Below are 14,210 nucleotides of genomic sequence, written 5' to 3' on the forward strand. Positions count from 1 at the left end.
AACGCGAGGAGCCCGGCTTACGCAGCGCCGCCGCTCCTCCGTTGGGTTTTCTCTCTTGCAACATGCCCCGGCGGCGGCCGCCGCAGGTCCGGCAGCCTGGAGGCTCGCCATCGCCGGGGGCAATTGCCTACGCGAGACAAGGCCATCCGGCAACAGCAATGACATCGAGTCGTGGCGGCGCGCCACACATTGGTCCGCACGGCACAAACGGGGCCTGCGTTCACGCCCGCCGCTTTTTCCGTCCAAACGCCGGTCCCACCGCCACGCATCTTTTTTCTTCGTGAGCGTAGCTTAGACAGTTAGGGGATTTTGATCGGCCAGAACGCACGCTGAATTCATGGCAACCAACTGCCAGTGAAAAAGGCGCCGTCTGCGATTTGCCGGTACCGGGGTATCCCTGGATCTGATCCTTGAACTGGCCCTGCGGGCGTCATGGCAGCGACGTGTCTTGAACTGCCAACTGTCGGGCATATTGTCTCTCACCTTCCCTTAACCAGTGCATGAAGACGTCACGGATCGCGTTCACTCATCGGATCGGGCGAGTCGCGGGCTCATCAGGATGAATCACTTTCAACTTCACGCGGCGGGAACGGGGAAGAATCATGTCCTATCTCAAGGGGACGCTCACGGCACTGGTCACCGCCATCTGTTTGCTGGCGGCTCCACCCAAGCAGGCCGAGGCCTACTCGCTCGCCTTTTACGCGGATGCGCTGGCAACCGACGCGTACATCTACGCGTACTACGGCTTCGTTTCGACGAACGCCCCGACCGCCAACGAAAGTGCGGCCTACTACTACTCGTACTACGGCTACGTCTACGCCGACTACGCCTTCAACACGGGCGACTACAGCCAGCAGAACGTTGCGTACATCTACTGCTACTACGCGGCCTACTACGGGTACCAAGCGTACTTCACCGACTTCCGGTCCGCGTACTGGTACTTCCAGGCACTGCTCGATGAGTACGCGTCGGACCTCTGCAACGCCTCGTATCAGTTCAGCCAGTACGGGATTTGACCGGCCAGGTTGCCAAGACGGTTGACAGGATGCCCTGCTGTCGACCGTCTTGGCGTATTCACAGCGGTGGAGGGCTTTCTTTCAGGCAGCCGCCACTCGCGGCCGACAGCCAGGAGAGGCGATGCTCGGCCCTCCGCTTCTCGGACGCTCAGCATCTCCGAGTACCGACCGACATCAAAGTTGACGCGCGCCCCTGAGGTCGGTTGGGGCCACCCCAGCTCCGGCCCTCCGTCGTAGGGTCCGAATGAGGGAACCCCATTTGGAGCGATACGCGGATACCACAACCTCGGTGAAATGTGACGATCGGCAATCGGCGACCTTAAGAACGCCGGCAGCTCGACGTTTCCCGTGCCTTCCCCGAGAGCGCCGATGACGTAGAAGCCGTCTCTCGTTTTGCGTTCTCCTCGCGTCGCCCTCCGGGACCGCTGCCACGTCGCCGTTCACAGCCGAGCTCGCTGCCACCAGTGCCACGGCGCCGGCAAACATGGACGACACATTCGCCCGCCCTTGCGAAGAGATCGCATGGCCATCAAAGTTCCTGGCACAACCTGCATCGCAGGCGGGCAGGCATCCTTCGCCTCGACGGCCGTTTCGAGAGACATCCAAATGTTCCGCATTCTGTGCCGGGTGGTTGCAGCTTTCCTTCTATCGGTCCCGGCTTCGACTGCTGTCGCGCAGGAGGACTACAAGCTGTTCGGAAAGTACGCCAGCGGCGCCTTCACGGTGCGGGACCGGGAGGTTAGGTTTGGCATGTTGACCTACAAGGGCCCGCTCGACACCACCGCATCGTTCAACGCCGTCAAGCACCTGTCGAGCACCATTGGTGAGACAAGGACCGGGAGACGTTGAACATGTACGAGTCGACCTATCCCGCCACGGTGGCCATTCCTGAGGACCGGAACGTCATCTGGTTGGCGCGGTGCGCTCATGAGAAGGGAGCAAAGCGGAATCTCTTGCATTACGTCGCGCTGAACCACAAGGGAGAATACCTTCTGCGCAACGATACAGGTGCCGACAAGGAGGGTCCTTTGAGCCCAGGCCGATTGACTCCAGAGCGGTACAAAACCTTCACGTTCCTGATGGATGGAACTGAAATCGAGCTCTCCTTCAAACTTGTCAAACCTGGGGAATTCCAATGTCACTGGAGTTTCGGCACGGAGCCGACTTCAGCGTCCATCGTCGCCTCGTCCAAGGAACAAGCCATCGAAAGGGCCACGCAAAATGGCTTCAAGAAGATCTCGCAGGTCGAAAAGGTGCGAGACGGCGAATACCGGGTTTCGGGGCTCACTCAGCGTCGTAAGTCCCAGCCGACTCGACAGGAACTGCTGGACAAGTTTGCTGACAACCGGATTGAAAGGGAGGTTGCGGACGAGGAGGCGGTCGAGCTCGCCAAAAAGGGCTACGAGTTTGTGGGGGACTACAACACGGGCTCCCTCGATTTCAACGGGCAGAAGGTCAAGATCGGCGCGCTAACGTGTAATGGCAAACTCAGCTACAAGACCGCTGAGGAAGCAAGCGAGTATCTGGCCGCAGCCCTCAAAAAGGACAAGGACACGCTTAGCCCCAAGCAGTCCAACAACTTCGTACCGACGTCGAGGTTCAAGCTTGTCGAGGGAAAGCTGTTCGTGCTGATGATGTTCGACACGAGCACGTCAAATTACCAGTGGATCGCCGTTGATGCTTCGGGAAAGTACAGATACGTCAACGATGCCGAAGGCGACACGGGCACGTTCGAGGAAGGGAAGAGCGTACGACAGGACGTCAAAATCGGCGGTCGAACTCTGCGAATGGGGGTGCGCAGTTTCGGAAAGGGAGATTTCGGCTACTCCCTCGCCTTTCCCTGAGCCTACCTAAAGGAGCGGACCTGTTTGCGGCATCATCTATAAGGCTACTCGCTCTCCCGGCAGATGGGCGTCCTTACCTTCGGTCCCGCCGGAAGCGGCGACGTCCGGTAACTGCGCGGGGTCGAAGGCACCTAAGACCCACGAAGCCGAAGCCGCTCGACGTCCTGGGCGCGGCCGATTTCGACGGCCGGACGATTGCTCCAGAGACGGTTGTCCTGGGGGCCCCGTTGTTGGAGTAAGGACGTATTGCCAAAGGTCCTCACCTATCGCCTTCTCGAACCCGTGTTCCGGCTTCCGTACCGGTCTACAACGTGTGGGTTATACCGCATTCCCCAAGGAGATAGTTGTCCGCCCGCAGGCGAAAGGCGTGGCTCGCGGGTTCGTCGGAGAGGACCACTTCGAGACGCAACAGGGAGCGATTCCCCAACAGGTCCTCAATCGAGCGTTCCATACAGGCTTCCAGAGCGGTATCAGTACTTCCCGCGCCGTGAATGGACAGACGTTCGAACACATTGCCCTTCGAGTTCAATCGCATTTCGGCTTCGATAACGAAGGTCAGGCCATCAGCATTCGAAGTCTGCGTAGCGAGAATGCGGTGCCCGCCGTTCGCAGTTACGGGACGCTCTCTCTGATCGATGCGGGGCCGCGACTTTCGCAGCTGCGCCGCACGTTGGCTTGTCGGTGGTCCCACGGAAGGACCCGACGGCCCTGCGGAGCATCGTTGTGACTCTCCGCATGGAGCGGGCGATCCGGCCAACATGCTCTTTCATCCGGGGCCCAAGCTCCGGCCGGTGTCGATGAGTCATATGGAGGTGATCCGGCCGCGATGCGACGGCGACAAAAGTGTTCAGGTTGAGGACACTCTGTCCCCGACGACCGTAAGAACCTGTCGACAAAGGGCTGCTACCGTCTTGTCAACGCAACAGAGCAGCGTTTAGAGTTTTTCCGTCTGAGGATTACTCGTGCGAACGATTCTGGTCGTCCTGATGCTGTGTCACGCGATCCACCTTCCAGTCCCTTGTCCGGATCTGGATGGCGAGTGTCGGGGCGTCCCTATTCGCAGCCTGACCGAGCAAAACGCGTGGCACTTCTTCTTCCTCGGGATCCGCCCGGCCGCCGATATCGACCGCGGGCCGTTTTCGCTTGATGACGAAGGTCTGCCCGAGCGGGGCCTCGGGACTCCGTTCGACGACGTGGCGGTCGCCGCCGCGGTGAGCGACGTGGGCCACGCCGTGGTCGTCGCCGCGCTGCCGGAGCTGGCCTGCTGCGACACGGCCGGGAGCGACGGGCTCGCGATCGAGGAGGCGATGTCGCCGCCGAGCCGCGTTCCGATGCATCGCCGGGCCTCCGTGCGCCCACTCTTCTGCACCTGGCGCATCTAGCGGCCGGTCTGATCCGCGTCTTCCTCGCGCGTCCGTGCGTTTGCACGGATGCGATCGCTCGTCCTGACGTGCCGCGACCCCGCGCACGATCTCTTTCGCCGCCGCTTGCGGGAGCCTGGTATGGGTCTCGAACAATCAATCTGGAAATGGCTGCTGCTGGTCGCCGCGCTCGGTAGCGCGGCCGCGGGATGCCGCGAGTCGCGGGAGGGGAAGGAGGCCGACGAGGCGCCCCCCGCGAGCGCGATCGCCCAGGACGGCAAGATCGTCCTGAGCCGCGACCGGCAGACGGCGATCGGCCTGCAGACGGCGTCGGTGCGGCCCAAAGAGATCCAGAGCCGGAGGTCGGCGGTGGGCTGGCTGGGACTGCCGCCGGGTCGGGAGGTGGTGATCCGGGCGCCCGTCGCGGGGTTTGCCGTGAAGCCGGCGGACTCCGGAGGCCTGACGCTGGGACGGGCGGTGCGGCGGGGGGATCCGCTCGCGCAGGTAAATGTGTTCCTCTCGCCGCAGGAGATCTCGCAGCTCGTGCAGGCCAAGGAAGACAACGACATCCTGATCGAGCAGTCGTTGGCGACCATGCAGATCTCCGAGGCCCAGCTCGAAGCGGTCGCGAACGCGCGAGGGGCCGTCGCCGGGGTCCGGATCGACCAGATCAAGGAGTCGCTGGCGCGGTCTAGGGCGGCCTACCAGCAGGCGAAGGACAAGATCCCGTTCCTGATCCGGGAACCCTACGAGGGGGACCTGCTCGTGAAGCCGGTCGCCATCGCGGCGCCGGCCGAGGGGCGGATCACCGGCCTGCAGGTCACGGAGGGGCAGCTCCTCCAGGCGGGGGATCCGGTCTGCACCGTGGCGGACTGGTCGACGCTCTGGCTGCGGGTGCCGATCTTCGAAGGAGACGAGCCCGACATCGACCGCGCGGCGGCGGCCCAGTTCACCCACGGGACCAGCTCCGAAATCCGGCTCGCGGAACCGGTCACGGTTCCCGTGGAGACCAGGGCCGCGACGCGGACGGTCGAGCTGATCTACGCAGTCCCGAATCCCGGCTGGGACTTCCGCGTGGGCCAGTCCCTCACAGTCACGTTGCCTCTCCATGGGGCCGAGGAGGCGCTCCTCGTGCCGCGATCGGCGGTCCTCTACGACGACTTCGGCGTCGCGAGCTGCTACGTCGCCTCGGCCGAGGGGAAGGAGAAGGGGGAGGCCGACGGGGAGAGCTTCACGCGGCGGCGGATCGAGTGCGAGGGGACGCTTCACGGCAATGTCATCGTCCGCCGCGGCCTGAAGGCGGACGAGGTCGTGGTCTCCGTGGCGGCGGAGCAGCTCTCCGCCGAATCGTCTCGGTCCGACCTCATGGTGGGGGACGATGACTGATGATCCGTCACCTCATTCTGTTCTCGCTGCGGTTCCCCATCGTCGTCGTGGCGCTGGCGGCCGTGATGTCGGCCGCGGGGATCCTCCAGCTCCGGCGGGCGCGGTGGGACGTCTTTCCGGAGTTCGCGCCGCCGCAGGTGGTCGTCCAGACGGAAGCCCCGGGGCTCTCGGCAGATGAAGTCGAGCAGCTCGTGGCCCGTCCGGTCGAGGCGGCCCTCGCGGGGGTCAGCCGGATTCAGGTGCTCCGCTCGTCGTCGGTCCCCGGCCTGTGCGTCGCGACGGCGATCTTCGAAGAGGGGACCAACGTCCTGGTCGCCCGGCAGCTCGTGGCCGAGCGGCTGGCTGAGGCGCGGACGGCACTGCCGGACTTCACCGAGACCCCGCGGCTCATGCCGCTCACCTCCTCGACGAGCCGCCTGGTCATGATCGGCCTGACCGCCGGCGCCGGAGGGGCGGGGGATGCGGGACGCGACGACGAGCGGCTGCGGACGTTCTGCGACTGGACGCTGCGGCGGCGGTTGCAGGCGGTTCCGGGAGTGGCGCACGTCGAGGTCTTCGGCGGAAGCGTCAAGCAGTACCAGATCCAGTTCTCGCCGCTACGGGGGCAGGAGTACGGCGTGACGCTCGACGAGGTCGTCGCGGCGGGGCGGCAGGCGACCGGCTTCGGCGGCGCGGGGTTCATCGAGACGGCGAACCAGCGGCTCTCGATCCGGCAGCGGACCCGCATCGAGCACCCGGAGGACCTCGCCGCCGCGCCGGTCGCCGTCCGCGACGGGGTGAGCCTGCCGCTGGGGAAGGTCGCCGACGTCAAGGTCGCCGCCGCCGATCGGGTCGGCAGCTCCACGATCAACGGCGAGCCGGGGATCCTGCTCGTGGTCCACAAGCAGCCGGACTTCAACACGCTCACCGTGACGGCGTCGGTCCGGGCAGCCCTCGACGAGCTGAAGGAGGCGCTTCCCGAAGGGAGCACGCTCCATCCTCTGCTCTTCCGTCAGGCGACCTTCATCGAGCGGGCGATCGGCAACCTCAGCGACTCGCTCCTGATCGGCTGCGTGCTGGTGGCCGCGGTCCTGATCGCGTTCCTCATGAACTGGCGGGTGCTCCTCATCAGTCTGGCTGCCATTCCGCTCTCGCTGACGGGGGCGCTCCTGGTGCTGCTCGGCTCCGGGGTCTCGCTGAACGCCATGACGCTCGGAGGACTGGCGATCGCGCTGGGGGAAGTGGTCGACGACGCGATCGTGGACGTCGAAAACGTCCTCCGGCGGCTGCACGAGAACGCCCTCTCGTCGACGCCCCGCTCGCGGTTCGACATCGTGCTCTCCGCCTCGCTGGAGGTCCGCAGCGCCGTGGTCTTTGCGAGCTTCATCGTGATGCTCGTGTTCCTCCCGGTGTTCTTCCTCGACGGTCTGGCGGGGAAGCTGTTCGGTCCGCTGGGGCTGGCGTATGTCGTGGCGATCCTGGTCTCGCTGGTCGTCGCCCTGACGGTCACGCCGGCGCTGTGCGTCCTGATGCTGAACGAGTCGACGTCGCGTTCCGCCGCGGAGCCTTGGCTGGTGCGGCACACGAATCGGCTGTATCGCTGGATGCTCCCATTCTTCCTGCGGCGGTCGCGGCTGGTCATCGGCCTCAGCCTGCTGGCGCTCGCGGCCTCGGCGGCGGGGCTGCCGTTCCTGGGGGGCGAGTTCCTCCCGGACTTCCGCGAGTCGAACTTTGTGATCTTCATGGCGGGGAAGCCGGACAGCTCGCTGGTCGAGAGCGAACGGGTCGGCAAGAGGCTCGCCGCGGACCTGCTGAAGATCGACGGCGTGCGGACCGTCGCCCAGCAGATCGGCCGCGCGGAGCTGTCGGAAGACACCTGGGGGCCCAACATCAGCGAGGTCTGGGTCGCGCTCGACGACCGGGCCGATTACGACAGGACGCTCGGCGAAGTCCGCGACGTGCTGGAGGGGACGCCGGGCTATGCCTTCCAGGCGAAGCAGTTCCTGCGGGAGCGGATCGACGAGGTCCTGACCGGCAGCACGTCCGATCTGCTGGTCCGGATCGTCGGTCCCGATCTCGACGTCCTCCGCGGGATCGCCCGGGAGACCGCTTCGGCGATGGAGAATGTCGCCGGCGTCGTGGACCTGCGGGTCGAGCAGCTCGTCAACGTGCCGCTGATGGAGCTGCTGCTGAAGCCCCGCGATACCGCGCGGTACGGGCTGTCGGTCGGGTCGGTGAACCAGACGGTGCAGACGCTGCTGCGGGGGACGCAGGTGGGGCAGGTGTTCGAGGAGGACGCGGTGTTCGACGTCGTGGTCCGGCTCCCGAACGAGCTCCGCGACGATCCGATGAAGCTGCGTTCCATCCCGCTGGACGCGCCGACCGGGCATCCGGTGCCGCTGCGGGCGGTGGCGGATGTCCAGATGGCGATGGCCCCGAACATGGTCAACCGGGAGCAGGGGCGACGGCGCCTGCTGGTGACCTGCAACGCCGAGGGGCGGGACGTCGAGACCGTGATGGCGGAGATCCGCGGCAAGCTGGCCTCCGGGGTGCGGCTGCCCTCGGGGTATCACTTCGAGTTTGCGGGGGAGTTTGCGGCGAAGGCGGAGGCGCAGCAGCGGCTCTTGTGGTTAGGGGCAGCCTCGCTGGTGGGGATCTTCCTGCTCCTGTATCTCGACTTCCGGAGCGTGCGGCTCAGTTCGCTGGTGATGCTGAGCGTGCCGCTGGCGTGCATCGGGGGTGTGGCGTCGGTCTTCGGGAGCGGCGGTGCGTTGTCGCTGGGTTCGCTGGTGGGGTTTGTGACCGTGTTCGGGATTGCGGTACGGAATGGGATCCTGCTGGTCAGCAATTACCAGCATCTCCGCGAAGGGGGAGAGGCGTTCGGGAGCGAGATGATCTTGAAGGGGTCGGTGGAGCGGCTGGCTCCGATCCTGATGACGGCGGCGACGACGGCCCTGGCGATCCTGCCGCTGGTGGTGGCGGGGAACTTGCCGGGGCATGAGATTGAGCACCCGATGGCGATTGTGATTCTGGGCGGGTTGGCGTCGTCGACGTTGTTGACGTTGTTTGTTTTGCCGACCATTTACGCCACCTTTGGTGCGGAGGAATGACACGGATTCATCTAAGAGCCTATCCGAGGACCGTCTCGTGAATTGGTCCGCCGTGAAGGCGATCTCAGCGCCCCATGCCCCTGCCGTCGTAGCGTCGACCCTCGCTGTCCGTTGCGTTGATCGAGCCATCACGTTCGGCGCGGTCGTGGGCAAATGCGCAGCCGCTCTCGTATAGAACGAACCCACCGTCCATTTCGACCGTGCCGATGAGACGAAGACAAGCCGTTCCCGAAGGGACAGGACGCCTCCTGTCGAGCTGCCATGAAGCTTCGCGTCGTCACGTTGCCGCTGCCCAAAGCTGATGCTGACGTGACCGGGCTCAATACATTCAGCGATGTTGACGACGCCGTTTTGCGGCTGTTCGCGATCTCAAGAGTGGGCATCACGAGCAACGACCAACATCGAGGACACTACCGACGACGGTGCCGGGATCACCGAGTCGACATTCGGTTGTTGAGGGCGGTCCAAAATGGCGGCGGTGGGCGGGGATCGGGGCGGTCGAAGTTGACAGCGCACACGACCCCTTTCCCTTCGGTTTGCCCCGCATCTGCAGCTGCAAGACGCCAGTTTCTCCGCCTCGAAGATGACCGCGCCGGAAGTCTTGTTCGTCGCTGTCCCGCTGACCTTGAACGTAACGACCTTGCCTGCGGGACCGGGTTGAGCCCCCCGACCGGTCTTTCGACCGGAACCGGGTGAACCGAAGGAGCGGTAAATGAAGATGATCGTTAGAGCCTCGATGGTGGCGAGCCCAGCCGCCTGGGTCCTCTTGTTCGCTTGGGTATTGTCGAATGCCCCCATCACTCCGAAATGGCTTTCGCCTGCCAGAATGAGCCGGACCGACATCCAGTACTTCCGGGTGACTGAAGAATACCTCCTCCCGACAGGGTCCGGGAGCCCCTTTCCTCCACCAGCCTTCCACGCCGACGAGAATTCCGAACGACGCAACCCGAACCAGTAGAGGCTGTTTTGTGTCGAATTTCCCCGGCCCCTGGTAACGAAATCCGCAGAGACCGGATTGATACCTGAGAGGCCTAGCTCGGGCAGGAGCAGACGGGAACCGTCTCCTTCCAATAGAGGCTCTCGACCAGGGGGCGGGGCCGGCGGCGTTTCGTTCGCGGATTCGATGTCGACCGGACCGCCAGGAAGGCGTCGAGGTCAGACTGACGAAGCCGAAGGCGCGGCTTGCCGCTTTGCCGGTCGCGGGAGACATTGAACGCCGAGAGTTCGCCGGTCCTGATCCAGTGAGCGACGGTCTCATCTGAGACTTAAAGGCCCTTAACGACTCAGGATGCTTGCGTCGTGTATTCGACTGGGTATACTGTTTCTACGTTTCACTTTCTGCGACAATTCCTTGGCCAGAGGGAGTTTGCTTGCGCGCTCTTCATTGTTTGTGCTTTGCTGCTTGCTGACAGGCTGACAGGCTGTTCCACACAGGATAAGAACGCCCCCTTACCTCCGCCTGGAGGGGTAACGGTCTCGACTTAGCTGCCTACGCCGGCCGCTGGAACGATTTATATCCTCACGCTCGCAGATAACGAAGATCCCCAGTCCAGTCATCAGCTGAGTGGACAACAGGATTTCAAGACTGCGAACAATGTACAGTTCCAATGTTTCACCTATACGGTGCCCGCTGGCAGACTTATCACAGGCCGACACTATAATGCCTCGCTCGCGACGCAGGTTCCTCCCGACGGCCCACCGAACACGGAAGGCTCCGACGAGTTCCAGTATTTGAACGAGTCGTCGATTGAGATCGACTTTAGTGAAAACCCTCTATGAAAGTCACCAAGGCGACGGATCTGAATTGTTGTCTCCAGTCAGGTCGTGAGGGTCGGGCCGGAGTGACTCTCGTGGAGGTCCTCGTCGCGATCGGCGTGATTGCCTTGGTGGCGGCGATCTCGCTTCCTGCGGTGCAGTCGGCCCGTGGGGCGGCCCCGCGAATCGAGTGTGCCGCTCACCTGCAGGAGCTTGGCGTTGCCACGCAGAAGTTCCACCAAGTCTACGAGAAACTCCCCAACGCTGACCGGCCGCTGTATGACTTGCTCCCCTATGTCGAGCAGGTTTCGTTGCGTGCTGAACTCTCTAAGCCCCCGAGCGATCGCATTGGTCCGTTTAAGGGACCTCCGATATATCGCTGCCCGGCCGATTCGGATGCGATTCCGGACTCTCTGCACGTCAACTATCGGATCAACGAAGGAAGCACATTTTTCTTCAACGGCCTCCGCAATGCGGGCATCCTGCCGATGAGGTTCCGAGATGTCAGCGATGGTCTGTCGGCGACGGCGATGTTCGCTGAGGCAGGTATCGGGACGCTCGACTTGCCGTACAGACCACCTCGCGACGACGCAATGGCGAGGCAGAATCCCAACCGTTAGTTGTGGCATTTAGCCGCTTTCTACGACAACGAGGTGGTGTTCATCCAGAAGTGCATGGATCCCCTGAATCACGTGACAACCATTCTTGGTGCGCAATGGGGCGCACCACAAGTTTACGGCGGGACGGAAACGCCCTATAATCATTTTGTGCCCCCTAATCGGCCGGGGTGTCTCAATACTCCGCCTGATGAGTTGCTGTCATTTTCAAAAGCGGTTCCTCCCACCAGCTATCACACTGGAGGGGTGAACTTGTTGTTATGCGATGGTGCTGTGCGTTTTCCATTGATCTTCAGACTTGGCGGAATCTCGGATCTCGCAATGGAAATGATGTCTTTGGCCTCTTTTAGGCGTCTGCCGAAGGACGGCTCAATACCGTAACAGTTGTGGTGGGTATTTCTGCCTCGGAGCATTGCGATGTCCCGACGAAGCGTTGTGCTGTGTGCGACCGGAATCGCACTTCTCGCGCTCGCTTACTTCGCTGCAATCACCGATTGGTACGCCTTTGGCGATGCGGTTCCCCCCACTGTGCCAGCGCCTCTGTTGAACAAGAAGGTCGAAGCTCTAGACTGGACAATAGACGGTGCTACCGAAAATGCAGATGTCGGTGTGACTGCCGGCGAGCCGTTTAGGTTGGTCGGGCAATTTCCGCTCGACGTAGATCGGTGGTGGTGGGGCACTCTCACTGGCTTCTCGAAGCCTCTCGACAGAACGTCCCATGTAGCGAAACCGGCCGACCCCGCACCGCTGTTGCGAGCAGAGGTAATCAGCCGTCCGTCTCTTGGTCCCGGAGAATTCGTTGCAGCTCGGCGCTACTTAAAGCTCCGCCGCGTTGGCAAAACGGCCGCTCGATTCGACTCCGACCTTAAGGCCCCTCTGCGGCCTGGCGTGTATGAGCTTCGCTTAACCTTCGGCTCGCTAGGCGTTACGCAAACCCCGCACATGCAGCGACTTAAGTGGAACGACGAGCAGGTGATTGCCTCGCGGCTGTTTCGCGTGCAGCACGGCGCCAATGCTGCACCGTGACTGTAGAGTCGCGGACCACTGGCCCGCGACGGCCGACGTAGAACGCCCCCGCACGCCGGCGACCAATCGGCGGCGGGAATCATCCAGGTTGTCAACGATCAGTGTCCACAATTGTGGACGGTTCAGGGCACCAGACCGCGAGGACGGGAGCTTCGGTCCTCAGCCGTTGCATCTTGGCCGTCAGCTCATCAGCCCACCGCAGATTGGCCCGCCGGATCGCCTCATGCCGGTCGATGAACCTTTCGACGGCAGCCCGTACCTGAACGACCGCCTGCACCAGGGGATGACGTCGCACCATCTTTGCTGTGTAGGAGCTGTGGACGCCCTCGTCGGTGGGGTCCTTGTAGCCGGCGTCCCGGAGCTTGGCTCTTGCGGCCTCCTCTGCGGGTTCCAAGTCCGCGGCGAGTTCTTAGAGGTACACTCTCGACGCCTCCAGAACCTTACGAGCGAACTCCTCGACAGCTCTCCGGAAATGAAGCTCTTGAGACAGGAGAGAGAGGCTGGTGATCCGAACCGGCTCGAATGCTTCACCGGACGGACGATTCCGGAGAACTTCGCTCACCGCCTCGTATCGCTTTGCGATCAATTCCTCCTGAGCCAGAAACACCCCTTGCTGCTCTCGGTGCAGAGGCTCCGGCAGCCATGGTGCGTTCGTTGTCGGGGAGAGGAGCGTGAATCGCGAATGTGTTCCCATTGGGGCTCCGCGTGAGGGCCGCGGTCGCGAGCCAAGAAAGAGACCGCGGCGGGGAAGTGTGTCTTGTGTCCGGGGAAAGAACCCCGGGCGCGGCGAACGACCGCGGGACCACCTGCGGTCGTTCGCCTCGCGTCGGGTCAGCAACGCACTACACGGCCAGGATTGCGGCGTCCCGAAGCGTTTTGAGCCGCCTCGTGAGGTTCGCCACTTCCTGCTGGTTTGTCCGCATCAGCGACAGATATCCCTCGATCTCGCCGGCGACACTGTCCCGCTTGTCCTTGGCCCCGCGGACGTGCGGGTGGCGGATGAGCATGTCCGGCGTATACGTTCCCATTGTCGGGGCACCGTTGACGAGTTCGAGGTAGCCCATATCGAGCAGCCGGTCGCGGATCGCCTTCTCGGTCGCCCGGGCGTCTTCCCCGCACGTCGTCTCGTAGGCACGGCACTCGGCCACGAGGTCTTTGACGAAACCGTCCAGTGACCGGCGGAACTGATACTCGGCCTCCTTTAATGAGAAGGGGGCTCGACGCGGACCGTAGGCCCCGTGGAACTCGAAAACTTGTGGCCCGAAGCATCGCACACTTACCGATCTTCTCGGGCGATCACGAGCGCCGGTCGTCGCTCTTGGAGCCTATGAGCACGTCTGTGGATGCGAGAAACCGTCCGAGCCGGTCACTTGTAGCTTAGGCCGCACTTCGGATCGCCGCCAAACTCGATCGTGCTCAGTCCATGCTCGTCCTTCTACCTTGTAAGACGGCTGAGCGTTGACGCAGCGAGATTCGAGATTTGGCACAACCGCTTGCAAGCCCCTACACCGACCTGTCGCTTCCGAGGGCCCATGAATCATTTGTGACCGGCGACCGGACTACTGGACTGACATCGTTAGCTGGCTGGGGGAGTGAGTTAAGTGGAAGGCCTGATTGACATCTATGGTCTTTATGTGCTACTTTTGCAGCACGTGCTGCGAAACCAGCACGTTGATTGTTTAGCCCCGTGGCCTCTTAGCCGGTCTGCCCCTCCCGTTCGACTATGTCCAAACGCCTTCCCCTCGATGTCAGCCGCCGCGAACGTCAGATCGTCGAGGCGATCTATCGTCTCGACGAGGCCAGCGTAGCCGATGTTCTAGGGGCCATCCCGGACCCGCCGACGTATTCGGCTGTCCGCGCCATCCTGGCCACGCTGGTCGAGAAGGGGATCCTCAAGACCCGGCAGGAGGGGAAGCGTTACCTCTACCGACCGGCCGCCTCCCGGGACTCCGTCCGCCGGTCGGCCCTCTCTCGACTCCTCGACAACTTTTTCGCCGGCGAGCCGACCGATGCGGTCGCCGCCCTTCTCGATCTCTCGGCGAAGTCACTGACTCCGGACGACCTTGACCGGATGCAGTCGCTGATCGACCAGGCCAGGAAGGAGATTCGCGAATGA

12 protein-coding genes are annotated in these 14,210 nt (G+C 63.1%); 9 read left to right on the forward strand and 3 right to left on the reverse strand.

Annotated elements, in window-relative coordinates; all coding sequences use genetic code 11:
• Positions 1-602 precede the first annotated feature (602 nt).
• From VT03_RS01175 to VT03_RS01185, 3 genes are all read left to right on the forward strand, one after another.
• The gene (locus VT03_RS01175; RefSeq protein WP_075091283.1) at positions 603-1,016 is read left to right on the forward strand and encodes a hypothetical protein; all 414 of its coding nucleotides are present in this window, start codon (positions 603-605) and stop codon (positions 1,014-1,016) included.
• A gap of 522 nt (positions 1,017-1,538) precedes the next feature.
• A complete protein-coding gene (locus VT03_RS01180; RefSeq protein ID WP_075091284.1) occupies positions 1,539-1,865 on the forward strand; it encodes a hypothetical protein in 327 nt (108 codons plus the stop codon).
• Between the two features lie 2 nt (positions 1,866-1,867).
• Entirely contained in the window at positions 1,868-2,860 is a 993-nt protein-coding gene (locus VT03_RS01185) for a hypothetical protein (RefSeq protein WP_075091285.1), read from the forward strand.
• A gap of 304 nt (positions 2,861-3,164) precedes the next feature.
• Here VT03_RS01185 and VT03_RS33080 read toward each other — a convergent pair whose 3' ends face one another.
• The gene (locus tag VT03_RS33080) at positions 3,165-3,311 is read right to left on the reverse strand and encodes a hypothetical protein (protein ID WP_156514209.1); all 147 of its coding nucleotides are present in this window, start codon (positions 3,309-3,311) and stop codon (positions 3,165-3,167) included.
• Between the two features lie 511 nt (positions 3,312-3,822).
• Here VT03_RS33080 and VT03_RS01190 point away from each other — a divergent pair.
• From VT03_RS01190 to VT03_RS35130, 5 genes are all read left to right on the forward strand, one after another.
• Positions 3,823-4,242: a hypothetical protein gene (locus VT03_RS01190; protein ID WP_075091286.1), complete on the forward strand. Its 420-nt coding sequence runs from the start codon at positions 3,823-3,825 to the stop codon at positions 4,240-4,242.
• A gap of 120 nt (positions 4,243-4,362) precedes the next feature.
• A complete protein-coding gene (locus VT03_RS01195) occupies positions 4,363-5,607 on the forward strand; it encodes an efflux RND transporter periplasmic adaptor subunit (protein ID WP_075091287.1) in 1,245 nt (414 codons plus the stop codon).
• Positions 5,607-8,696, forward strand: a complete 3,090-nt coding sequence (locus VT03_RS01200) for an efflux RND transporter permease subunit (RefSeq protein ID WP_075091288.1) — start codon at positions 5,607-5,609, stop codon at positions 8,694-8,696. Before VT03_RS01195 ends, VT03_RS01200 begins: the two co-directional genes overlap by 1 nt.
• Positions 8,697-10,471: 1,775 nt before the next feature.
• A complete protein-coding gene (locus VT03_RS01205) occupies positions 10,472-11,071 on the forward strand; it encodes a DUF1559 domain-containing protein (RefSeq protein ID WP_075091289.1) in 600 nt (199 codons plus the stop codon).
• 54 nt (positions 11,072-11,125) lie between these two features.
• Entirely contained in the window at positions 11,126-11,449 is a 324-nt protein-coding gene (locus VT03_RS35130; RefSeq protein WP_410000383.1) for an H-X9-DG-CTERM domain-containing protein, read from the forward strand.
• Between the two features lie 736 nt (positions 11,450-12,185).
• On the opposite strand, the gene VT03_RS01210 is transcribed toward VT03_RS35130, so the two are convergent.
• Both VT03_RS01210 and VT03_RS01220 read right to left on the reverse strand, forming a co-directional pair.
• Positions 12,186-12,488 (reverse strand): hypothetical protein, encoded by a 303-nt coding sequence (locus tag VT03_RS01210; protein ID WP_075091290.1) that lies wholly within the window; start codon positions 12,486-12,488, stop codon positions 12,186-12,188.
• Positions 12,489-12,936: 448 nt separating this feature from the next.
• Positions 12,937-13,242, reverse strand: a complete 306-nt coding sequence (locus VT03_RS01220) for a hypothetical protein (RefSeq protein WP_156514210.1) — start codon at positions 13,240-13,242, stop codon at positions 12,937-12,939.
• A gap of 575 nt (positions 13,243-13,817) precedes the next feature.
• On the opposite strand from VT03_RS01220, the gene VT03_RS01225 reads away from it, so the two are divergent.
• The gene (locus VT03_RS01225; RefSeq protein WP_075091293.1) at positions 13,818-14,210 is read left to right on the forward strand and encodes a BlaI/MecI/CopY family transcriptional regulator; all 393 of its coding nucleotides are present in this window, start codon (positions 13,818-13,820) and stop codon (positions 14,208-14,210) included.

Origin of the sequence: Planctomyces sp. SH-PL14, from assembly GCF_001610835.1 — a bacterium.
Lineage (GTDB): Bacteria > Planctomycetota > Planctomycetia > Planctomycetales > Planctomycetaceae > Planctomyces_A.